This window comes from Pseudomonas sp. RAC1, from assembly GCF_030658255.1.
GTDB classification, from domain to species: Bacteria; Pseudomonadota; Gammaproteobacteria; order Pseudomonadales; family Pseudomonadaceae; genus Aquipseudomonas; species Aquipseudomonas boreofloridensis.
Map to the genome: position 1 here is coordinate 20,368 of NZ_JAUTXS020000020.1, position 22,262 is coordinate 42,629.

Annotated in this window: 27 protein-coding genes; all 27 read left to right on the forward strand. The window is 62.5% G+C overall.

Features of this window, described 5'->3' with window-relative positions:
- Positions 1 to 80 precede the first annotated feature (80 nt).
- Positions 81 to 329, forward strand: coding sequence for a hypothetical protein (locus Q7C30_RS04445; RefSeq protein WP_317870809.1), 249 nt, complete (start codon positions 81 to 83; stop codon positions 327 to 329).
- A 186-nt stretch (positions 330 to 515) separates the two neighbouring features.
- Positions 516 to 1,118 carry a hypothetical protein gene (locus Q7C30_RS04450; RefSeq protein WP_317870810.1) on the forward strand — a complete coding sequence of 201 codons (603 nt, stop codon included), beginning with the start codon at positions 516 to 518 and terminating at the stop codon, positions 1,116 to 1,118.
- 49 nt (positions 1,119 to 1,167) lie between these two features.
- Positions 1,168 to 1,542: a putative holin gene (locus Q7C30_RS04455; RefSeq protein ID WP_317870811.1), complete on the forward strand. Its 375-nt coding sequence runs from the start codon at positions 1,168 to 1,170 to the stop codon at positions 1,540 to 1,542.
- Entirely contained in the window at positions 1,543 to 1,824 is a 282-nt protein-coding gene (locus Q7C30_RS04460; protein WP_317870812.1) for a phage holin family protein, read from the forward strand. It abuts the gene before it with no gap.
- A 48-nt stretch (positions 1,825 to 1,872) separates the two neighbouring features.
- Positions 1,873 to 2,481 (forward strand): putative metallopeptidase, encoded by a 609-nt coding sequence (locus Q7C30_RS04465; protein WP_317870813.1) that lies wholly within the window; start codon positions 1,873 to 1,875, stop codon positions 2,479 to 2,481.
- 31 nt (positions 2,482 to 2,512) lie between these two features.
- Positions 2,513 to 3,034 (forward strand): DUF2280 domain-containing protein, encoded by a 522-nt coding sequence (locus Q7C30_RS04470; RefSeq protein ID WP_317870814.1) that lies wholly within the window; start codon positions 2,513 to 2,515, stop codon positions 3,032 to 3,034.
- A complete protein-coding gene (locus tag Q7C30_RS04475) occupies positions 3,009 to 4,289 on the forward strand; it encodes a terminase family protein (protein ID WP_317870815.1) in 1,281 nt (426 codons plus the stop codon). The genes Q7C30_RS04470 and Q7C30_RS04475 overlap by 26 nt, the downstream gene beginning before the upstream one ends.
- A complete protein-coding gene (locus Q7C30_RS04480; protein ID WP_317870816.1) occupies positions 4,286 to 6,085 on the forward strand; it encodes a phage portal protein in 1,800 nt (599 codons plus the stop codon). Before Q7C30_RS04475 ends, Q7C30_RS04480 begins: the two co-directional genes overlap by 4 nt.
- Before the next feature lie 7 nt (positions 6,086 to 6,092).
- Positions 6,093 to 7,220 carry a DUF2213 domain-containing protein gene (locus tag Q7C30_RS04485; protein ID WP_317870817.1) on the forward strand — a complete coding sequence of 376 codons (1,128 nt, stop codon included), beginning with the start codon at positions 6,093 to 6,095 and terminating at the stop codon, positions 7,218 to 7,220.
- Positions 7,221 to 7,229: 9 nt separating this feature from the next.
- Positions 7,230 to 7,709: a hypothetical protein gene (locus tag Q7C30_RS04490; protein WP_317870818.1), complete on the forward strand. Its 480-nt coding sequence runs from the start codon at positions 7,230 to 7,232 to the stop codon at positions 7,707 to 7,709.
- 1 nt (position 7,710) lies between these two features.
- Positions 7,711 to 8,670 (forward strand): DUF2184 domain-containing protein, encoded by a 960-nt coding sequence (locus Q7C30_RS04495; protein ID WP_317870819.1) that lies wholly within the window; start codon positions 7,711 to 7,713, stop codon positions 8,668 to 8,670.
- Positions 8,671 to 8,680: 10 nt separating this feature from the next.
- A complete protein-coding gene (locus Q7C30_RS04500; protein ID WP_317870820.1) occupies positions 8,681 to 9,064 on the forward strand; it encodes a hypothetical protein in 384 nt (127 codons plus the stop codon).
- 43 nt (positions 9,065 to 9,107) lie between these two features.
- Positions 9,108 to 9,266: a hypothetical protein gene (locus Q7C30_RS04505; RefSeq protein WP_317870821.1), complete on the forward strand. Its 159-nt coding sequence runs from the start codon at positions 9,108 to 9,110 to the stop codon at positions 9,264 to 9,266.
- A gap of 36 nt (positions 9,267 to 9,302) precedes the next feature.
- Positions 9,303 to 9,824 (forward strand): DnaT-like ssDNA-binding protein, encoded by a 522-nt coding sequence (locus tag Q7C30_RS04510; protein WP_317870822.1) that lies wholly within the window; start codon positions 9,303 to 9,305, stop codon positions 9,822 to 9,824.
- Positions 9,821 to 10,822, forward strand: a complete 1,002-nt coding sequence (locus Q7C30_RS04515; RefSeq protein ID WP_317870823.1) for a phage minor head protein — start codon at positions 9,821 to 9,823, stop codon at positions 10,820 to 10,822. The genes Q7C30_RS04510 and Q7C30_RS04515 overlap by 4 nt, the downstream gene beginning before the upstream one ends.
- Position 10,823: 1 nt before the next feature.
- Complete coding sequence (locus tag Q7C30_RS04520; RefSeq protein WP_317870824.1) at positions 10,824 to 11,207, forward strand: hypothetical protein; 384 nt, start codon at positions 10,824 to 10,826, stop codon at positions 11,205 to 11,207.
- A complete protein-coding gene (locus tag Q7C30_RS04525; RefSeq protein ID WP_317870825.1) occupies positions 11,207 to 11,626 on the forward strand; it encodes an HK97 gp10 family phage protein in 420 nt (139 codons plus the stop codon). The genes Q7C30_RS04520 and Q7C30_RS04525 overlap by 1 nt, the downstream gene beginning before the upstream one ends.
- On the forward strand, positions 11,623 to 12,036 hold the full coding sequence (locus Q7C30_RS04530) for a phage tail terminator-like protein (RefSeq protein ID WP_317870826.1): 414 nt from the start codon (positions 11,623 to 11,625) through the stop codon (positions 12,034 to 12,036). The genes Q7C30_RS04525 and Q7C30_RS04530 overlap by 4 nt, the downstream gene beginning before the upstream one ends.
- A gap of 65 nt (positions 12,037 to 12,101) precedes the next feature.
- Positions 12,102 to 13,265, forward strand: a complete 1,164-nt coding sequence (locus tag Q7C30_RS04535; protein ID WP_317870827.1) for a phage tail tube protein — start codon at positions 12,102 to 12,104, stop codon at positions 13,263 to 13,265.
- Positions 13,266 to 13,335: 70 nt separating this feature from the next.
- Positions 13,336 to 13,809 carry a hypothetical protein gene (locus tag Q7C30_RS04540; protein ID WP_317870828.1) on the forward strand — a complete coding sequence of 158 codons (474 nt, stop codon included), beginning with the start codon at positions 13,336 to 13,338 and terminating at the stop codon, positions 13,807 to 13,809.
- Positions 13,810 to 13,940: 131 nt separating this feature from the next.
- Positions 13,941 to 14,069, forward strand: a complete 129-nt coding sequence (locus tag Q7C30_RS04545) for a hypothetical protein (RefSeq protein ID WP_317870829.1) — start codon at positions 13,941 to 13,943, stop codon at positions 14,067 to 14,069.
- 78 nt (positions 14,070 to 14,147) lie between these two features.
- On the forward strand, positions 14,148 to 14,552 hold the full coding sequence (locus Q7C30_RS04550) for a superinfection immunity protein (protein WP_317870830.1): 405 nt from the start codon (positions 14,148 to 14,150) through the stop codon (positions 14,550 to 14,552).
- 59 nt (positions 14,553 to 14,611) lie between these two features.
- The gene (locus Q7C30_RS04555; protein WP_317870831.1) at positions 14,612 to 18,016 is read left to right on the forward strand and encodes a phage tail tape measure protein; all 3,405 of its coding nucleotides are present in this window, start codon (positions 14,612 to 14,614) and stop codon (positions 18,014 to 18,016) included.
- Positions 18,017 to 18,035: 19 nt separating this feature from the next.
- A complete protein-coding gene (locus Q7C30_RS04560; RefSeq protein ID WP_317870832.1) occupies positions 18,036 to 18,620 on the forward strand; it encodes a hypothetical protein in 585 nt (194 codons plus the stop codon).
- Positions 18,620 to 19,222 (forward strand): hypothetical protein, encoded by a 603-nt coding sequence (locus tag Q7C30_RS04565; protein ID WP_317870833.1) that lies wholly within the window; start codon positions 18,620 to 18,622, stop codon positions 19,220 to 19,222. The genes Q7C30_RS04560 and Q7C30_RS04565 overlap by 1 nt, the downstream gene beginning before the upstream one ends.
- Positions 19,223 to 19,224: 2 nt before the next feature.
- The gene (locus tag Q7C30_RS04570; protein ID WP_317870834.1) at positions 19,225 to 19,623 is read left to right on the forward strand and encodes a hypothetical protein; all 399 of its coding nucleotides are present in this window, start codon (positions 19,225 to 19,227) and stop codon (positions 19,621 to 19,623) included.
- On the forward strand, positions 19,620 to 22,262 hold a 2,643-nt coding region (locus Q7C30_RS04575; protein WP_317870835.1), incomplete at its 3' end, for a phage tail protein. The genes Q7C30_RS04570 and Q7C30_RS04575, both read left to right, overlap by 4 nt.

Here is a 22,262-nt window from a genome sequence, read left to right on the forward strand (position 1 = left end):
CCCGGCCCTTGCGCCGGGTTTTTTCGTTACAGCAGGCGCAAGACTGATAGGCCCAACCTGCACAATCCAGAGGACCAATCATGTCGAACCGCATGCGCTGCAAAATGATCTGCCACGAGGTAACCGCTAACGAACACAGTCAGGGCAAGCTCTGCACTGTTGGTCTAGGTGCTGTGTATTCCAGCGAGCCAGATACTGAGGATTCGATCTACGGCAAGCACACGCCGTACGGCCACTTCCGTGCTGGAATCGTTACCGAGGTGGCCGAGAAGATGGTGGTAGGTAAGGCCTACTACGTCGACATCTTCCCGGCAGATTCAGAGGGCTAGTCAATTCAGCATGCCGGAGATCAGCACCGGCCATCTGCACCAGAGCATGGCGCGTCGAGCGTCTGCGAAGCCTGGCCCACTTGAGGGCCGCAGCGCTTCAAAAAGACTCGACCGAACTGGGGGAGGAGCCCGGTGCCAATTCCTGAGCCTCGGCACATGCCGGGGCTTTTTTCGTCCGGAGAAATCATGAAAACTTGGCCCGAACTTTTCCGCACCGTCGAAGAGCTCCGCGCTGAGCTGATGTCGGTCAGGGCGGCCACCGCCAAGCTCGAAGCCGCCCTCGCCGAACGCACTGACAGGATCAGTAAGCTGTTCAGCGGAAATGGCGCTTTGGAGGTGAATCTCAAGACTGGCGAGCTCAAGCTAGCCAGCGTCGAGGCCTCTGCTCCCGAAGCAGGCGAGCTATGCATTGATCCAGGCCAATCGGTTCCGCCACTGCGTATGGGCAAGGTCACCTTCTACGGTGAGACCGCCCGCCAGATCCGCGAGGCTCAGGAAGTTCTCCGGGTCGCTGGTGCTGGCCAGCTCGAAGTGGTGAAGCGGGCGAACGAGCGAGACGAGCCGTTCGTTGTGGTTGATGATCAGGTGTTCCTCGGCCAAGCGTCGATCAAGACCGCGACCATCGAATCCGGCAAGAAGGTCATGGCCGGGCTGATCGGCGAGAGCGACCTCGTCGATCAACTGCTCAAGGAGATCGAGGCCATCAGCGCGGGCCGTGACCATGCCGAATGCTGCCGCCAGGTCATCCGCGAAGAGCTCAAGCCTGGCGGCATGTTGCATCGCGGCTGACGCTGCGCACCCGCCCCGGCGGGTTTCTTTTTTCACTGGAGCACCCCCTATGGCCGAACCGAGTACCGGCGCCCTTGCAGTGACCGGCGTACTTGCCAGCGTCGGCCTGGGTGCTGCCTTCCCGCAGTTGGATCTGGCCACCCTGGTCGGGTCGTTCGGCGGGGCTTTCTTCTACGTTGTCTTCGCCAAGGACATGAGCACCTGGCGCCGCGTCAGCTACCTGCTGACGGGTTGGATTGGTGGCTACTTTGGCGCCGCCGAGTTGATGGGCTGGGCTTGGACGAAGACAGCAGGTTTCAGCGCCTTCGTGTGTGGCGCTCTGTGCGTAATCACATTCTCTGGCCTCATCGAGTGGATGCAGACCGGCCAGCCGCCTCGGTGGTGGGCCTGGTTCTTCCGCCTCCGGGCCAGGAAGGAGGGTTGAATGGCTGCTGTTATCCAGGCCGCATTGTGCGCCGTCATCTTCGTGTCGATCGGCCTTCGCTACCGGCCCTATCCCGACGCTCGATACAAGCTGGGAGTGTCCCTGATGGCCTGGGCCGCATGCGCGGTCACCGGCATGCAGTGCGTGAGCCTGATCGGACGCATGGTGCTACATGACGAGTTCGCCGACGTGTCCTGGTTCAACACCGCGTTCTACCTGCTGGCCGCCATGCTGGTGTGCCGGGCGAAGGGGAACGTGGCCAAGATCGTGCGGGTTGATTGATCCGCGCCACAAAATCGACATGCGCCGTTTCGTGGCGCGGGAGTGAGCATGAGCAGACCGACCCCTCCGGCTGATCTGCTCGACCACGTCTTCCTCACCTTGCGACCGGCACCAGAGGTCTGGGATTGGATCAACGCCGAGATCCTGGCCGACACCGGCAGCCTGCATAACCCCGACCATGCCCATCTGCTGGATGCCAACGTGCAGGTGCTGTGGGCATCCCAGTCATTCGCCAAGCAAGGGCGCACAGTGCTGGGTCAAGCCGAGCAGGTGATGTTCCGGGCCGGTGGATGGCAGAAGGCACGCCAGGAACAGCAGATGCGGGAGTGGTTCGGCGAAGAGCCTCAGTTCCTCATCACCCTGGCGGCGGACTACTGCGCCCAGTGCACCGATGCCGAGTTCTGCGCCCTGGTCGAGCATGAGCTCTACCACATCGCACACAAGACCGATAAGTACGGCGCACCGGCCTTCGGTGAAGACGGCATGCCGAAGCTGGAGATGCGCGGACACGACGTCGAGGAGTTCATCGGCGTGGTTCGCCGCTACGGTGCAAGCCACGACGTACAGCAGCTCATCGACGCTGCAAGCCGGCCGCCTGAGGTGGCCAAGATCAACATTTCGAGGGCCTGCGGAACCTGTCTGCTCAAGTCGGCCTGATGTGAGACAGGCATGAGACGGAATCCAACCTATGGCAGCCCTGAAAAGCGATGTGAAAGCCTTCATCGTTCAGGCTTTGGCGTGCTTTGACACGCCCACCCAGGTCTCACAAGCCGTTAAGCAAGAATTCAACATCGATGTGACCCGCCAACAGGTGGAGCAGCACGACCCAACAAAGCGAGCTGGCGCCAACCTGGCAGCCAAGTGGCGGACCCTGTTCGAGGACACCCGCAAGCGTTTCCGCGAGGAGACGGCAGAGATACCAATCGCCAATCGCGCCTACCGCCTCCGCACCTTGGGCAGGATGGCGGAGAAGGCTGAGAACATGCGCAACCTTGCCCTGACTGCCCAGCTGCTGGAGCAGGCAGCCAAGGAGGTCGGCGACGCCTACGTCAACCGCAAGGTCGAACCAGACAAGTCACTGGACGACGAGATCAAGCGGCTGAACATCCAAAAGCTTCAACGCGAACTGGCCGACCCCGACAAGGATGTGCCAGAGCCTAAGCAGGTAATCATTGGGGTTGAAGATGCAAGCGACCCTGAAGCTGAATAAGCCCCAGTTCGATTTCATTAGTCACCCGAAGAAGTTCTCTGCGTTCGTGGGTGGCTACCGTAGCGGCAAGACCTTTGTCGGCTGCGTGCGGCTGTGTATCAACGCTCTGGAACACCCGAGAATTCCTCAAGGCTACTTCGCGCCGACCTACCCGCACATCGCGGACATCTTCTACGACACCATTCCTGTCGTTGCTGAGGCGTTCGGGCTTGTGGCGGACATCGTGCCCAGCAACAAGCGCGTGCATCTGAGGGACCGTCGCGGCCGCTTACTGTCCACGATCATCTGCAAGAGCATGGAGCACCCGCACAAGATCGTGGGCTTCAACATCGCTCATGCCCTGGTCGACGAAATCGACTGCATGCCGATCAAGAAGGCTGACAGCGCGTGGAAAAAGATCATTGCGCGTATGTCGACGGTCTGGCCCAGCAGGACCGAGAACACCATCGACGTGACCACCACGCCGGAGGGTTTCAACTGGGTCTATCGCAAGTTCGTCAAGGAGTTGGCTGCTGACCCGGCACAGAAAGAGTTCTACGGCATCGTGCACGCTTCCACGCGGCAGAACGCCAAGAACCTTCCGAAGGACTACATCCCATCGCTGCGCAGGTCTTACCCGGCCAACTTGGTCGACGCCTACATCGACGGCCTGTTCGTCAACCTGACCTCGGGCAGCGTCTACCCGAACTTCTGCCGGCACAAGAATCACACCAACGCCACGATCCGGCCTGGTGAGCAGCTGCATGTGGGTATGGACTTCAACATCAATCGGATGGCGGCAACGATCCACGTTATCCGCGATGGCCTGCCCCTGCTGCTGGAGGAAGCCACAAGCCTATTCGACACCCCGACGATGATCGCCGAACTCAAGCGGCGCTTCCCCGGCCACAGCATCACGGTTTACCCCGATGCCAGCGGCAAGAACCGCAAGTCGGTCAACGGCAGTGAATCCGACCATGCGCTGCTGCGCGCGGCCGGCTTTCTGGTGATGGTGAACCCATCCAACCCGGCGGTCCGTGATCGCGTGCTGGCCGTTAATGCCATGCTCCTCAACGGGGAAGAGCAGCGCCGCTATCGGGTGAACACCGACAACTGCCCTGTCACCACCCAGGTGCTCGAGCAGCAGGCCTACACCGACAAAGGCGAGCCAAACAAAGACGGCACTGAAGACCCTGTAGATGCATTGGGCTACTTCATTGTCCAGCGCTTCCCGATTGCGGGCGGCTACACACTCGCCAACGTGAGCAACCAATGAGCGCATACACCTTCATCAAGGACAGCCTGCAGAACCTTGTCGCTGGACTGGGTACTGCGCGCGACAAGGCATCCCACTCGCACTATGCGATTCCGGAGATGGACGACCAGCAGTTGCTCAACGCCTTTCGCGGCTCGTGGACTGCGCAGAAGGGCGTCAGTATACCGGCCATTGATGCGTGCCGTAACTGGCGCAGCTGGCAGGCAAAGAACGAGCAGATTCAACTCATCGAGGCCGAGGAAGAGAGGCTGAACGTCAAGGGCAAGATCCTTGAGGCCATGCTCAAGGGTCGACTGTTTGGCGGCGCAGCGGTCTTTATTGGAACCGGTGACCGGAATACGGCCGACGAGCTCAAGCCGGACACCATCCGCAAAGGCGGAATCAAGTACCTAGCGGTGATGACTCGCCGGCAGCTGACCGCCACCGAGATCGAGCAGGACCCGCAGAGCCCGCGTTACGGCAAGCCGAAGGCCTACCGTCTACCGGGATCCACCGTCGAGATTCACCCGTCCCGCCTAGCGATCTTCATGGGCACCCCGCATCCAGACCCTGAACTGGCAATCGGCAATGGATTCGGCTGGAGTGATTCGGTGCTTCTGGCCGCACTTCCCGCCGTGCGCCGATACGACGAGACGGTTGCCAACGTGGTCAGCCTGGTCTACGAGGCGAAGATTGACGTCATCAACATCCCGAACCTGATGACGAGCTTGGCAGACAAGAACTACGAGCGAACCCTGCTTGAGCGTCTTCGCATGGCCGCTACTGCAAAGGGTATCAATGGCACGTTGATCTTGGATGGAGGCGAGACGCACAGCTCCAAATCGGCCAGTTTCAGCACCCTGCCGGACATCATCGCAAAGACAGAGCAGGGCGTTTCAGGCGCATTCGACGTGCCCATCACGCGGATGTTTGGCCAGCCGTCAAGCGGCCTTGGCGCTAACGGCGAAGAGAACACCCGCAACTACTACGACAACGTGGCTTCTCGGCAGAAGCTGGACATGAAGCCGGCCATGGGCGTGCTGGACGAGTGTCTGATCCGGTCCGCGCTGGGCGACCGCCCCAAGGAGATCCACTACACCTGGGCGCCCCTCTGGCAGCCAACCGCCAAGGAGCGAGCCGACATCGGCAAGACCACGGCGGACACCATCAAGGTGCTCAAGGACGCTGGCTTGTTCCCCGACGATGCGCTATCGCAAGCATCGGTAAACCTGCTGGTCGAGCAAAGCGTCATGCCTGGGCTGGAGGCGGCCATCAAGAAGTTTGGCGCCGAGCTGCCTGACGAGGAGGATGTCGATGACGAGGGTGGCGATGGCGAAAAGCTCTCGGCGCGCTCCACCAACATCGGCGATGCCGCACCTCGGCCGCTCTACGTGCAGCGCAAGGTCACCAACGGGGCCGACATCCTGGCATGGGCCAAGGACCAAGGTTTCGAGGCCACAGTTCCAGCAGATGAACTGCACGTCACCATCGCATACAGCCGGCAGCCGCTGGACTGGATGAAGGTTGGCGGCGACTGGAATAGTCGGCAGGACGGCGGGCTGACCGTTGCGCCTGGTGGTGCACGCCTGGTCGAACCGCTGGGCGGAGAGGGCGCGGTCGTTCTGCTGTTCAACTCGTCCGAACTGGCATGGCGTCACATGCAGATTCGTGAAGCAGGTGCCTCTTGGGATTACGAGGAGTACCAGCCGCACGTAACCATCACCTACGCCGCCGGCGACCTCGACCTGAGCAAGGTTGAGCCGTACCGGGGCAAGATCGAGTTCGGGCCGGAAATCTTCGAAGACCTGAACCCCTGAGGTAACCATGATCCTTCAAGACTCTGTCACCGCCTCCAATGTGCGGCGGACGGCTGACGGCTATCTTGTGGCCGAGGCCAGGGTCGCGCGCACCGGCATTCAGGACTACCTCGGCACCGAGATCGATCCTGACAACGAGCACGGCCTTCGCGACAAGCCCATCGTCAAGGTGTATCGGCCTGAAAGCTCGGTATTCCACAAGGACGCCATGCAGTCCTATGCCTACCGGCCAATGACCAACGGTCACCCTGGTGGTGAGGGCGTGAACTCCAAGAACTGGAAAGACCACGCCATCGGCCAGACCGGTGGCGAGGTGATTCGCGACGGCGAGTTCATCAAGGTCCCGCTGGTGTTGATGGATGCAAAGGCCATCGACGACTACGAGAAAGGCAAGCGCGAGCTCTCCATGGGCTACGGCGCCGAGGTCGTGTTCCAGGATGGCCAGACGCCCGAGGGCGAGCACTACGACGTGTACCTCGGCCCCATGAAGATGAATCACCTGAGCCTTGAGCATCGCGCTCGAGGCGGCGAGCAGCTACGCATCGGTGACAACCAAACCCAACCCCCACAAGGAGGCCATCAAATGGCTGATTCCCTGCGCACGGTCATTGTTGATGGCCTGTCCGTTCAAACCACCGACCAGGGCGCCCAGGCGATCGACAAGCTGACCCGTCAGCTGTCCGACTCGGCGACCACCATCCAGCAGCTTAAGGACGCCCACGCCACCGCCATGGCCGGCAAGGACAGCGAGTTGGCCAAGAAAGATGCCGAGATCACCAAGCTGAACGCTGCGGTTCTCAGCGATGCCGACATCGACAAGCGCGTCCAGGCGCGAGCCGATCTGGTGGGCAAGGCCAAGTCGATCCAGGACGCCGACTACTCCGGCAAAAGCGAGGACGAGATCCGCAAGTCGGTCGTCATCGCGAAGCTGGGCGATGCGGCCATTGCCGGCCAATCCGACGCCTACATCAAGGCTCGCTTCGACATCATGGTCGAGGACGCCGCCAAAGGCCCGACCAGCGATCCATTCCGCCAATACATGACCCAGCAGGACGCCAGCACCACCGGCAACCCTGCCGCCGAAGCCCGCGCCAAGATGCTGGCCGACTTCAACTCTACCCAGCCAGCCAAGTAAGGAGCCACCATGGCCACCTATCAAACGACCTACCCGGACCGCCCGGCCAAGGGCCTCCATGGCGCCTCTGCGAACGAAGAACTGAAGAACGACATCAGCCGCACCATCGAGAACGCGGCGGGCGTGCGCTTCGGTGAGCCTGTGCAGCGCGGCGCTGGCGACCATGGCGTCGTGCCATTCGCGGCTGGCGGCAAGTTCGTCGGCATCGCCAAGCTCACCCCTGCGGTGCCAGCGGTTAAGCAGGGCTCCACCCTGGTGGACGGCTATCCGCAGTACTTCACCGCCGCCATCCGTGAGCGCGGCCAGATGTACGTGCAGGTGAGCACCGCCGTGGCCGATGGCGATCCCGTCTACTACGTCACCGCCGCCAACAAATATACCAACGCCGCCGGCGACGGCATTGTCGGCCCGTTCCCCAATGTCTTCTTCGATACCAGCGGCGCCGCCGACTCGATCGTCGAAATCTCCATCAAGAACCGGAGCGCATAACATGCGACAAGCATTCCAAGACGCTCAAGCAGCGTTGCCGTTCGTTGTGGCTCAGGGCCGCAACATCGAGACCGCCATCTACGAGGCTCGCTACCCCGAGTACTCGTACCGCGATCTGATGCCCGTGGTAACCGAGGGCAACCAGTGGGCCATTGGCACCCAGTTCTACAGCATGCAACTGGCGGGCGAGGCGAAGTTCCTGTCCGGCGCCGCGAATGACATGCCGTTCAACAACGTGTCCTGGGGCGAAGGCTCGCACGACTTCGCCATGATCGGCTCGGGCTGGGAGTGGAACCTGGAGGAGGTGAACCAGGCCGCCCTCTACGGTCGCCCGCTCAACGACCTCAAGGCCATGTCCGCCAGCCGCTCGACCGAGCGCCTGCTGTACGACATCGCCACCGTGGGCAGCACCGAGAAGAACTGGCGCGGCTTCACCAACCAGTCGAACGTGCAGATCATCGTCGCATCGGCCAGCGGCACCGGCGGCTCCACCCTGTTCGCCAACAAGACCCCGCAGCAGATCCTTTTCGACCTGAACGCACTGTTGAAGCTGGTGCCCCAGGCGTCGAACAACGTGGAGCTGGCCGAAACCCTGGCCCTGCCGCTGGAGGTGATGGACTACATCTCCACCGTATTCGTCGGCACCGAGGCCAACAGCCCCACCATCCTCGAGCGCTTCCGCACCTCGAACGTCTACACCGCGCGCACCGGTCGGCCGCTGACCATCCTCACCAACAGCTCGCTGTCCACCGCAGCCGCTGACGGTGGTGGCCGCATCGTGGCTTACCGCAAGGCGCTGGACGTGATCCGCTTCCACCTGCCGATGCCGCGCATGGTCCTCCCGGTGCACCAGAAGACCATCATGGGCTTCGAGACCGGCATCATCGCGCGTACCGGTGGTGTTGAAGTTCGACTGCCCGGCGCCATGGCCTACATGGACGGCGTGTCCGAGCCTGCATAAGGGGAACAGCATGAAAGTCATCGTAACCAATGGCGGGCCGTGCCCGCGCGGCATCTGGGCCCTTGGCGTGATCAAGGTGGTGGGTGCCGGCGCCAAGCGTGAGCTGAGCCTGACCCAGGACGAGCTCGACGAAGCGAAGAAGATCGAAGCGCTCAGCTTCGAAGTGATCGAAGGTGCACCGGCTGACGAAAAGGCCGACCTGATCGCCAAGCTGAAAGCCCTCGGGATCGACGTGGGCGGCAATGCCAAGGTCGAGACCCTGCAAAAGCGCCTGGCGGAAGCCGAGGGCAAGGCCAAGGCCGACGCCATCGCCAAGCTCAAGGAAAAGGGCATCCAGGTCGGCGACGACGTGACCCTGGAAGAGCTGCAGGCCGAGTTGGCCAAGCACGCGTAACAACCTCGGGCGGTTCGCCGCCCACTCATTCGAGGATCAGGCTATGGCCCATATCAATGCACAGCGCGTAGGCGAGCTCGCCGTGGTCACCGGGCCAGGGTTCGAGTTCCACAAGGCCGGCGACCAAGCCGTATTCAAGCAGGTCGGCAAGGTTCCTTCGCTTCGAGCGGCCAAGGTCTTCTGCAAGATGTTCACCTCCTGATTCACGGCCTGCGGGCCACCCATTCGAGACATCCCGATGCCAGAATTCTACGGATCCGTCGCAGGTGCTGACGCCTACCACGCTGCGCGGGCAAATGCTGCCTGGGCTGGCAGCGATGAGGCGAAACAGGCCGCGCTCATCCGGGCATCGGCCTACATCGACGGAAAGTACCAGCGACTGGATAGCTGCGGTCGCTGGGTGTCGATGTTCTCCGGCGTGAAGGCCGGCGGCCGCACGCAGGAGCTGCAGTGGCCAAGGACCGGCGCTACTGACAACGAAGGCATGGCCATTCCGCCCGGCGAGGTGCCGGCCGAGATCGAGCGGGCCACCTACGAGGCGGCGCTTCGCGAGATCGTCGCTCCGGGCAGTCTCAGTCCCGACTACGTAGCCTCCGAGTCCATCAAGCGACAGAAGGTCGACGTGCTGGAGATTGAGTACCAGGCCCCGGCCACATCCGACGGCGTTCCTACTCGGCCCGTGCTGACCGTGGTCGATGAACTGGTGGCGCCGCTCCTGAGCAGCAACCGTGCGTGCGGCATCGCGGTGTTCGTCGTATGAAGGCCTCCGAGGTCGAGGCCGAAATCAAGCGGCTGGAGGGTGAGGCCAAGCAGGCCTATCTCGAGCAGGTAGCACAGACCGTTCGCTACATCAGCCTCGCGCAGCTTGAGCAGGCCGTGGCCGACAACGACGAGGACCGCACTGCCGATATCCTGTCGCTTGGCCTGCTGGCGGTGCTGCTGGAGCGCCTGCGCGCCGCCTATGCTCGCGGGGCCAGCAAGGAGCTGGTGGCGATCATCATCCCCGGCGTGCGCCGCGAGATCGACATGGGCGACCGCAGCGTGAACGACTTCCTGAGCGCCCAAGCAGCCGCACTGCGCGACCAAGTGGCTCGCGACCAAGCGGACGCGGTGCGTGTCGTGCTGTCGATGGGCCGTGACCGTGGCGACTCGGCCCGCACCGCTGCGCTGAACCTGGCGGGGCGCCTGAGCCGGCAGACCGGTCGACGCACTGGCGGTGTGGTGGGTCTCAATGGCGCATCGGCAGAAGCGATCGAGCGCGCCCGCGACCAGCTCGCCAGTGGCGACCCAGTCCAGATGCGTAGCTACCTGACCAGGGTGCGCCGCGATCCCTCGTTCGATGCCGCAGTTCGCGAGGCGATAGAGGCAGGCAAGCCGCTCGCCAAAGTCACAATCGAACGAGCCACAACGGCCTACGCCCAGCGCTTGCTCAGTACCTATGCCGAGGCCCTGGCACAGACCAGCACCGCCGAGGCGTACAACAAGGGCAGGGAGGAGGGCTGGCAGCAGCTCACCGCGCGCAGCAACGGCCAGTACACCTTCGCGAAGAAGTGGAAGACCACGATGGACGGCCGGGAGCGGCGCACCCACGGCGAGATGAACGGACAGACCGTCATGGCCGGGCAGGCGTTTACCTCCCCGACCGGGGCGATGCTGATGTTCCCCTGCGACACATCGCTGGGGGCGCCTCTCAACGAGCGAATCCGCTGCCGGTGCGTGGCTGAATACTCACTCAGGAAGATCCCTCAGGCGGTGTGACATGCCGATCAAGAGCACCATGCAGTCGTCCTTTGGCCGGCTGTTCGACATCGCGTTTGCCGAAGCGGTCAGGACGTTCAGCGGCAGCTATCCGGGCCCTGGCGTCTGGGATCCTGTGGAAGAGAAGACGACCGGCCAGCAGGTCACCTACACCGGCCGGGGCGTCCTCACGCGCTACAAGGCAGAGCAGATCGACGGCCTGCGCATCCAGGCCACGGATGTTCGACTCGTTGCGCTGGTGAACGAGGTCACAGACCGGCCTGAGGCCGGCCACCACATCACGGCGCCCGATCTGGTGACTGGCAAGCCAACACGTCACGAGGTCGTTGCAGCGACAACAGATCCTGTTGGCGTCCACTACCAGATCCAGTTGAGGGCGACCTGATGGCTGGATGGTCGCTTTCCCCGGCTCTGTTCGCTGACCAGATTGAGAAAGACCTGACCGAGATGCAGCGGCAGATCGTCGTAGAGCTGGTGGACGAGATCGTCATCAACTCGCCGATCGACAGCGGCAACTACATGGGCAACCACATCGTGTCCATTGGCGCCGAAGACTACAGCGTCAATGCCCGCTTGGATGTGCTCGGCACGGAAACCAAATCCTCCGCGCGCGCGGCGCTGGCCAACCTCAAACCGTTCAGCGCAGTGTTCATCCAGAACAACAGCGCCTACGGCGAGGTGATTGAGTTCGGCGGCTACCCTGGCGCGCCGAGCGTGAAGCTCACGCCTGACGGCTACAGCCGCATGTCGCCGAAAGGCGTGTACGGCATCTCATTCATTGCTGTCACCGAGAAGTGGATATGACCGTACCCTTCGAGACCGTCCGCAAGACGCTGACGGCCCGCATGGCCAGCTTCGGCGGCATTGATCAGGCTCGAATCGAGTATGCCAACAGTCCGAACCCTAGCGGCGGCACATTCCAGCCGCCGGCGGACGGGCTCTGGTGCGCATTCGAGATTCAGTATGCCACTGCTGTGTTCGCCGGGATGGCCGACCGACCGCACTTCAGGCGCCCAGGCCAGGTCGTGATCCAGTGCTTCTGCCGCAAGGGGGCCGGGCTGTCCGCCATCAATGTTCTGGCAGACAGCCTGTCCGACCACTTCCAGGCCTGGCAGCAGGGCGACATCGAGTGCTTGGAGGTATCCCCGCACGTCGTGGGCACCTTCAACAACTACTACCAGATCAACGTGAACATCCGGTTCCGCGCCGGCTGAACTCAATCCATTCACCGTGCCCGCCTTTGCGGGCTTTTTTATGCCCGCACAAAGGAGACATCCGCATGTCGTCTGGCGCCAAGCAAATCAGCTACCTCATCCCCGAGGTAACCCCCGGCATCACTCCCACCACAGGCAACTGGGACACCCTGCGCCTGACCAGCAACACGCTGTCGCCGACCGTGAACACCCAGGTCAGCGACGAAATCACCGAGTCGCGCATCAGCCAGGGCTCGGTGGCCACCAGCGCCGATATCCAGGGTGACCTGGTGGGCGAACTGTCCTATGGATCGTTCGACAAGCTGCTCGAGGCTGCCTTCTACGGCACTTGGGGCAACGACGGCGTGCTGACCGTGGGCGACACCCGCCGTACCTTCACCATCGCCAAGAACTTCAGCGACGTGGGCGTCTTCACCCTGTTCCTGGGCATGCACGTCTCGACGTTCGCCCTGGAAGTGCCGTCCGACGGCAAGATCACCGTCACCTTCGGCATGGCCGGCCTGGACTACGCCGATGGCGAGAGCAACACCGTCGCCGCGACCAATCCGCCGACCACCAGCCCGTTCATGTCGAACATCAATCTGGGCACCCTGACCATTGATGGTCAATCCCTGGAGGGCATCGCCTGCGTATCGGCGCTGACCATGAACCTGGACAACAACCTGCAGGTTCAACGCTGCCTTGGCACCAGTCGGCTGGGGCCTGGCGCTCAGATCGCCACCGAGGCGGCTATCACCGGCACCATCACGCTGGCCTGGTCCAAGCGCGCCTGGCAGATCTGGAAGAACACCTTCACCCGCCTGCCGATCGCTCTGTCGTTCCCGATCACCGACAGCCTGGGCAACCGCTACACCCTGAACTTCCCGGCGCTGGAAGTGGACGGCGAGCTGCCGAACGGTGGCAAGCGCGACCTGATCGAGGTGTCGTTGAACTACACCGTGGCCAAGGTGGCACCGACCATTACCCGCGTGCAGGCCGCGCCGGTCGCAAGCATCGATGTCACCCCGGCCACCGCCACCCTGGACGTGGGCGACACCCAGCAGATGAGCAAGACCGTTTCTCCGGCGGGCGCGCCGCAGAACGTGACGTGGTCCACCAGTGCCCCAGGCGTGGCCACCGTCAGCAGCAGCGGCCTGGTGACCGCCATCAGCTCCGGCACCGCGATCATCACCGCGACCAGCGCTGTAGACGGCACCAAGACCGACACCGCGACCATCACCGTTTCCTGATCCTTTTTGGCTGCCCCGGCTACAACGCCGGCCGGGGCGGTCCTTTTATGGCGTGGCGTGAGGAATACCCATGGCTCTCAAACGACAGAAGATCGACACCACCAAGAGCGCCGAGACGCGCTGGGAAGAGTTCGACAAAGACACCAAGGTACTGCTGCTCCCGCTGGACAACCAGCAGTACCAGATCGCCCTGGAGCGCATGCGCCGCCGACTGGCACGCAACGATGCCCAGTTCGGCGAAGGCGCCATCGGCGTGCTCGACGGCGAGAAGTCTGAGCACGACAACCATTGCCTGCTCCTGGCATCCTTCATCGTGAAGGACTGGGAGGGCGCCCAGGACGAACAAGGCAATCCTCTTGAGTACAGTGAGCCGGTCTGTGCCGAGATGCTCCAAGCCAGCCAGGAGTTCTTCTATTTCGTGCTGAGCCGAGCGTCCCGCATCGCCGCCGAGAACCGCGAGGAGCTCGAGGAAGTGAAGGGAAAGCCATCGCCCGCTTCGAATGGGAGCGGGAATGGGGCCAGGCGTCGGAAAAGCGGAGCCTGATCTACCAGAAGCTGGGCATTGCGGTCCCCGAGGAGCCCTCCCTGGACGCCATCACCGGTAGCCTGCTCAGCGCTTTCCGCAATGCGGCGCGCGGACGGCGCTACCTGGTGGGCGCGGCATCGGTACACCCGTTGCGCCTGTCCGTCAGGGAGATCAGCGACTGGCTGGAGGCTCACCCGCTGCCACTTCCTCGCCGGCTGGTGGATGAGGTGCTGTTTGCGCTGGATGAACTGGCGCTTGAGGAAGATGAGGATGATTAAAAAACGCGGCAGGCATGTCGATTGATCGACCTGAAACCGTGGTAAATTGCTCGAAATTCAGGTGATTTGGAGTCAGGGATGTTCTTCGTCAGGTTCGCCGTCTTGGCCTTTCTCAGCGCGTTCAGTATCTCCATGGGGCGCGAGCCTGCCCTCAATGCGATAGGCGTCGTGATTGCCATGAGCGCATTTATCTTCGTTCCAGCTCTCTATATGCTTCCGACCTACGAGGCATGGATACGCAAGAAACCGAACCTCCAATCCATCGCGGCCCTTAACTTTTTCCTGGGTTGGTCGGCTCTCGGCTGGGTCGCGGCCTTGGTGTGGGCTTTCAAAAAGCCTGAGAGCAGCATCCATCAAGAACCCGCTGGCGAGCCTTTGAAATCCGAGCAGCAAAGTTTCAAGCTGTGCCCATTCTGCGCAGAGAAAATTCAGTCTGCGGCGATCAAGTGCAAGCATTGCGGTAGCGACCTTTCCGCCGTTTAAAACCAGATTGTTTCCCATGCGCCCGCCTAGTGCGGGCTTTTTTGTGCCCGGAGAAAGCCATGGCTCTGAAATCCCGTCTTGAACTTGAAGTCGATGGCCGGAGCGCCGAGCAGCAGGTGAATGACATTCGCGCCGCACTGGAAGCGCTCGAGCAGGCCGGTGTCCGCGCCTCTTCGACGCTGCGCAAGTCAGGTGGAGAATTCACGAATCTGGCAATGTCACTGGCCAAGGTTCAGGCGGCCAACGACAGAACGGCAACCGCCACGGATACCGCAGCGAAGAGCGCCGATGCCGCAGCCAAGTCGGCCGCGAGCCAGCGCAAGGAGCTGGATGCGCTACTGGGCAAGATCGATCCGTTGACCAAGAAGCTCAACGAGCTCGCGGCACAAGAAGCTGCTCTCGCGCAGGCCCGCAACACGGGGCAGATCAATACTGCGACCTTTGATGCCTACAGCCTGAAGCTTCAGGACTCGTTGAATGCGTTGGCAGGTGTATCAAGGGCGCAAACTGCCGTGGGTGAGACCGCCGATCAGGCCCGGCAAAGAATCCTCGGCGTTGCAGACGCGGCTGTCAAAGCGGCCCAGGAGCAGCGCAACCTTGCCAATGTGGCCACCGGGCTCTCTGAGGCCGAGCAGGGGCTTCTGTCCGGGAACATGGTGCTCGCCGCGAACCAGGGAAAACTGGCTCAATCCAGCCAGAAGGTTGCTGAGGCAAACCGCCAGGCGCAAGCAGCCATTGGCGGCCAAGCAGATAGCCTGCAAGAGCTCCTGGCAAGTATCGATCCGACCACGCGAGCGCTGAACAGGCTTGATGAGCAGGAGCGAAAGCTGGCCCAGCAGAAGAAGATCGGCGCGCTCGGCGCCGAAACCTTCGCTCAGTATCAGGGGAAGATCAATCAGGCGCGCTCGGCGCTCTCAAGCTTCGATGACAGCCTGAACCGGACCGGTAACACCGCGAAGCAGAACGCCGCTGCGCTGAGGATGCTTCCGGCGCAGTTCTCCGACATTTTCATCAGCCTCCAGGGAGGTCAGGCCCCGCTCACCGTCTTCCTTCAGCAGGGCTCGCAGATCAAGGACTCGTTTGGCGGTATCGGAGCCGCTGCCAAGGCGATGGGCGGATACGTGCTCAGTCTGGTAACCCCATTCAGCTTGGCGGCTGCCGCAGGAGTCGCGCTGGGATATGCCTTCTACAAGGGCTCTCAGGAGGCCGACCGATTCAATGATTCACTGACCCTAACAGGCGGCGCAGCAGGCTTGACCTCCGATCAACTCGGGGCAATGGCCAAGCAGGTCAGCGCAGTTGTCGGCTCTACTGGTGCGGCGGCATCCGCGCTTGCCCAGATATCAGGTGGTGGCAAGATCGCTGGTGAAAGCTTCCAGCAGGTGGCGTTGGCCGCGGTGTCCATGAAAGAGGCAACCGGAAAAGCCGTATCGGATACGATCGCAGAGTTTGTCAAAATCGCTGACGAACCCGTCAAGGCTTCGGCCGCACTGAACTCCCAGTACCACTACCTCACAGGCTCGATCTACAGCCAGATTACAGCGCTTGAGGAGCAGGGGAAGCACGCAGATGCTGTGAAGCTTGCTACAGACGCCTTCGCGGATGCGATCAACAACAGAACTCCCAAGATCATTGAGAACCTCAGCTTCTGGGAGAGGGGATACAACGCTGTTGCAAAGGCTGCGGACCGCCTGAAGGATATAGGTCGGTCGAATGTCGATGACGACATTGCGCAAGCTGAAGCTGACCTCGCCAGGGCGCAGAAGGGCGATGTCGGGTTTTTCCAGGACAAAGACAAAATGGTCGAATTCTATACCGATCAGCTCAACTTCCTGAAAGACACCAAAGCGGCGCAAGAGGATCTTGCTCAATACGATAAAGACCAGGCCGAAGCGAATGAGCGGTCGGTCAAGGCCATGGAGTATGTGGATTCTGCAGAGAAGTCCGCTCGCACCAATGCCGAAAAGCGCGCTGACGCCCTGAAGAAATACGAGCAGGCCCTGGACCGTATCCGCGCGAAGAATCCTGAAGATCCTCGCCTTTCAGCGGATCGCGTGGCAAGGGTGAAGTCCAACATCGCAGAGCAGTACAAGGACCCCAAGACTCCAAAGGCGCCGAAGTACAGGGAAGACGCCGGCCAGAAGATGCTCGATAACGCCCGCCAGCGCTACGCCGTACTCCAGCAGCAGACCCTGGCTATCTCCGGCGAACTGGGCCAGACCCAGAAGCTCGGCGTCGAGGCGCGCAAGCTGGTTGAGCTGGAGACCGAGATCGCCAACCTCAAGGAGAAGAAGACCCTAACCACGTCGCAGAAGCAGATCTTGGCCATGGCCGAGATGAACCTGGCCCAGCAGAAGCAGAATGCGGAACTGGAGCGGGCGAACGAGCTGACCAAGGAGCGATACGAGACCGAGGCAAAGCTCAGGGCCTTCCGCGAGAACCTTCAATCTCAACTCAGCACCGCCCGCGAGGGCCAGGCCGTCGAGCTTGAGGGGTATGGCCAGGGCGACAAGCTGCGCCAGCGCCTGCAGGAAGACCTGAAGATTCGCCAGGAGTACCAGCGCGAGCTCGACAAGGTCACCCGCGACTACAACCGCATCAGCAACCCCACGGCAAGCGACACGGCGCTGTATCAGGGCCAGACTGAAGCGCTGCGTTCTGCGCTGTCCACTCGACTGTCCGACCAGCAGGCTTACTACGCCCAGGTCGACAAGCTGCAATCCGACTGGACTGTGGGCGCCACCCAGGCCATGAACACCTACGCCGAGCAGGCCGCTGACGTGGCTTCGCAGACGCGCAACCTGTTTTCGAGCGCCTTCGGCAACATGGAAGACGCGGTCGTCAACTTCGTGAAGACCGGGAAGCTGTCGTTCAAGGACTTCGCCGACCAGGTGGTCGCTGACCTCATCCGCATTCAGGTGCGGCAGGCGGCGGCGGGCTTCCTCAATATGGCGATCGGCGCAGGCATCAGCGCGTTCGGCGGCGGAGCTGGTGCAGCGTCGAGCGCGTTTGCGCCTGGCAGTGCTGGCGCCATCTCCTCGAAGCTTGGGGCCTCGGCCGCTGGGTACTCGGCCAAGTACGGGTTTTCCGAGGGCGGCTACACCGGCCCAGGCGGCATCAATGAGCCGGCAGGCATCGTTCACAAGGGCGAGGTGGTGTGGTCGCAAGACGACGTGCGCCGCTTTGGTGGCGTGCAGGCTGTCGAGGGGCTGCGCACCGGCAACGTGTCGCCGACCGGCAGCGGAAAAACCACAGCGTCAAGCCTGGCCGCCGGCGCATCAACTGGGGGGCAGTCCGGTGGACTGGTGATTAAGCAAGAGATCACCGTGCAGGGCACCGCCGACGAGGCAACCCTGGCTCGCATCCAGCAGGCTGCACAGAAAGGTGCCCAGGATGGCTACAACCTTGTCCTCCGGGACTTCAAACAGAACGGCCCAGCCCGTCAGCTCATCGCCCGTAGGTGATAGATCAAGGAGTCACTGCATGGCACTCGAATGGCCGGCATCCCTGTGCCCATCTGAAATGACGTGGGGCATCGTCAACAACAGCCGGGCTTTCACTTCCTCGCTGTCCAACGCCCAGCAGATCGTCGGCCAACCTGGCGCCTACTGGCAGTGCACCTTGACCTTCGGCCTGCTCACTCGGATGCAGGAGCGCGAGCTTTCGGCATTCCTGGGTGATCTCGACGGGATGTTCGGCACCTTCAACATGCCGGCGATCACCCGTAGGCGGGCGAACAGCGTGGGCAATCTCACCGTCGTGGCCGGGGTAGCCCAGTCACGGTCGCTGCAGGTGGCCGGGGCAGCGCCGGGATCCCAAGTGTTCGCGCCGGGCGACTACCTGACCGTGGCGGGCGAGATGTTTGAGGTGGTCCGGGCGGTCGCAGCGAATGCCCAGGGCCAGGCCGTGGTGCCGCTCAACAAACGGATCAGGCGCACGCTGGCGGCTGGCGCCGCGATCGAGTACCTCAACCCATATTCCGAGATGCGGATGACCCAGGACACCTGGGCCATGACCGTGCGCCAGGTCGTGTCCAGCGGCAGCTACCAGTTCAGGGAGGCTTTCTGATGCCCTCATCGTTCCCGTTTAGCCAGAGCGTGGTCGACATCATCGCCACCGGCCGATTCCTGACGGTGTATGCCTGCCAGCTCGACTTCGAGGATGGTCCGGTCTACGCCCATACGGGCACCGGGGATCTGGTGATCGACGGCATCACCTATCTGGGTGTCAGCCAGTTCGGCGAGGTCGGCCAGTCGCAAGAGAGCGACAACTCGAACTCGCCAATGTCGGTGGAGCTCAGCCTGAACGGCTTGGACAGCTACATCATCACCGAGACGAACATCCGGGGCTGTCGAGGCCGATCGGGAAAGCTGCTGTTCGTGGTGTTCGACGAAGACGGCAATTACGCCGTCGACATCCTGTTCAGCGGACGCATGGACGCGGCCACCTTCTCCTACGCCGGCAATGGCCAGGACGGCAATAAGATCACCGTGCCGATCGTGGATCGCATGGCCGAGTGGAGCCGCACCGGCACCGAGCGCTTCACCGACGAGAACCACCGGGCGCGCCATGACGGCGACCGCTTCTTCTACGCCGTCGCCCAGCTTTCCGAGTGGCCGATCTACTGGGGCTCCAGCAAGGACGCGCCGACCTTCAACTACGAGAAATAGCCATGCGAAACAGGGACTGGACGATACGTCTATGCGAAGTGATCAAGGCCGCCTCCGAGCGGCCTTTTTCGTGGGGCGAATTCGACTGCTGCCTGTTCGCTGCTGACTGCGCTGTGGCGGTGTGCGGCGTTGATCCAGCGGCAGTGTACCGGGGCACATACAAGACCGAGGCCGGGGCCAAGCGGGCGCTGAAGAAGAACCACGGCAGCCTGGAGGCGGCGTGGGATGCGTGCTTTGCCCGCGTGGCACCGGCGTTCATCCAGCGCGGCGACGTGGCCATGTACGACGGCCCGAACGGCCGAGCGGTCGCGGTGTTCTGGGCTGGCGAGTACTGGTCAACGACCGATGACGGCGTTGCGCGCGTGGATTGTCAGCCTTCGGCTGTTTGGAGAGTGGAATGAGCAACGGGGTCAGGAAGGTTGCACAAGTCGCCATCGGCGCCGTTATTGGCTTCGTGCAGGGCGGCCCGATTGGTGCCGCCATTGGCGCGGGCCTGGCGTTCTACGCATCCGAGCAACAGGAAAAGCTGAACACCAAGTCGCCGCTGCGCGACAACGAGCCATCTGCGCAGACTGTCCGCTCGTCAAAGGCCCCGGCGCGCTTCATCTTGGGAAAAGTCAGTACCGGCGGTGTGCTGGTGTGGGCGCAGGAGGAGGCTGGCGCCCAGCGAGATGGCGAGTGGCTGCACCTTGTGTACGTCCTCTGTGAAGGCGCGGTCGATGCGCTGGAGGAGATCTACCTGGGCGAAGAGGTCATCAACACATACGGCACCGATGCCTCCTACGAACTGGTGGTGAACCCTACCCAGGTGAACGCCTTCCTGAAGGCTAACTGCCCGGACTGGAAAGACAGCCAGATCGGCCGAGGCCTGTCCTTTGTGCGCCTGTCGCTGCGCTACAACGCCGAGAAATTCCCGTCCGGCATTCCCGACGCGCGCTTCGTCGTGCGCGGGCGCAACGATCTCTACGACCCGCGCACCGGCATGTCTGGCTACAGCGAGAACACCGCGCTGCACATCCTCTGGTTCCTGCGCAACCGCTGCAACGTGCCTGACGACGAGATCGTCTTCGAGACCTTCGCCAGCGGCGCCAACGTGTGCGACGAGTCGGTCGGCAACGCAGACGGCACAGTCAGCCCGCGCTACCGCAGCAGCTGTGTGATCGGCGCCGACGAGCAGCGCACAAACGTGCTGCAGAAGCTGGAGGCTGCGTGCGGCGGAAAGGTCATTCGGGTGGGCGGCCGCTGGATGTTCCAGGCCGGCGCATACTACGGCCCGTGGGACTTCGAAATCACCGAAGATATGGTGATCGGCACCATCACCGGCAGCACAGAACCCACGAACGACGCAGCCATCAACACGATTCGCGGCACCTTCATCGACAAGACCCAGTCGTGGACCGAGACCGACTATCCAGAGGTCAGTGTTGCGTCGTGGGTAGTGGCCGATGGCGGCGAGTCAGCGGAGACCCTGACCTTCTCCTACATCACGGACCCGTACCAGGCCCAGCGCCTGGCCAACATCGAACTGCGCCGCCGGCGCGCGGGCGGCGTGATCAACGTGCCGCTCAACCTGCTGGGCTACAACTGCCGGCCGGGCCGCGTGGTGCGCGCGAACCTACCTTCGCTCAACATCCTGGGCGAGTTCATCGTGACCAACTGGTCGATGGGCACCAGTGAAGGCTGCACGGCCTCGTTGCAGGTATACGATCCGGCGATCTACGACGACGCCGTGGGCCAGCCGTACAACCCTATCGGCTTCATCAGCTTGCCGGCCGGCGGCCTGGGCAGCCCTACGGGGCTTACCTGGGTGGCTGACGACACCGCCGAAGTGACCCAGGGAGTTCTAAGCTGGTCGGCGCCCACCGGCATTGTGTCCGGCTATGCCATCACCGTGCGCCAGGCTGGCGCCGCAGTGCAGGCCCTGCAGGTGCCGGAGACGACGCTGCAGGTGCCGCTGGCCGGCCTGACCGCAGGCAACTACACGATGAGCGTTGCGGCGCTCGGCCCGCAAGCGCGTTCTGGTGAAGCCACCATCACCGTCAACGTCGACGGACCGCCAGTGCCTGAAGGCTGCATCGTGCAGACCTCGCTCGACACGATCACCTTGACGCCCACGAACAACCAGCACCGCTTGAACGGGGGCACCTACGAGTATTTCTACACCCGCGACGGCACGGCCCCGGTCGGCCAGGCCGAGTACCTGGGCCAGGGCCTGACCTTCACGCACACTGGGCTGGCGTTCTTCGCCAACTACTTCTACTTCATCCGCGCTCGCAACGCGTACGGCGTGAGCGGGTACCTGAAAGTGCCGGTGGCCACATCCAACGACGTCACCACTTTCCTGAAGGGGCTGGCGGGGAAGATCGAGAAGAGCGAACTCGGACAGAACCTGCTGAAGGAAATCGAGCTTATCTCCGGAGATGGAGAGGGTTCAGTCAACGACCGGCTCGACAAAGCCAAGGAGGAGCTATACGAGCGCATCGACGAGCTGACCGATGCACTCGCTTACAAGTCAGATCAAGCCTATGCCACCGGGGACGTGGTCAGGCAGGGGCAGCGCTTGTACCAGGCGATCGGCGATGTGCCGGTTGGGGCCGCGCCGCCGGATGAACGCTACTGGCTGGATATCGGCACGATCCTAGAAACCGCCAATGCCCTGGCAAGCCAAGTGCAGCGCAACACCGCTGACATCACGAACCTCGATGGCAAGGTTACGGCTTCTGCCAGCCAGCTCACTGCACTCCAGGCCGCATACCGCGATGACAACGGCGAGGGCGAACTGGCCGACGCCATGAAAAGCTGGGATGCGACGGCAAAGTTTGCAGACGAAGTCCGCGTCCGCGCAACGCAGAACGAGGCAACAGTCACGCGACTTACGACCCTCGACGCGCAAGTCGCAGACAACAAGTCCAGCATCAGCCAACTCGATCAGGTGGTGGTCACAAACGAGCAGGCCACGGCACAGCGCTTCGGCCAGGTGTCGACCGCGCTCGGGGCGAACACGACGCGAATTCAGGAAGTCAGCGACTCGCTGTCCGAC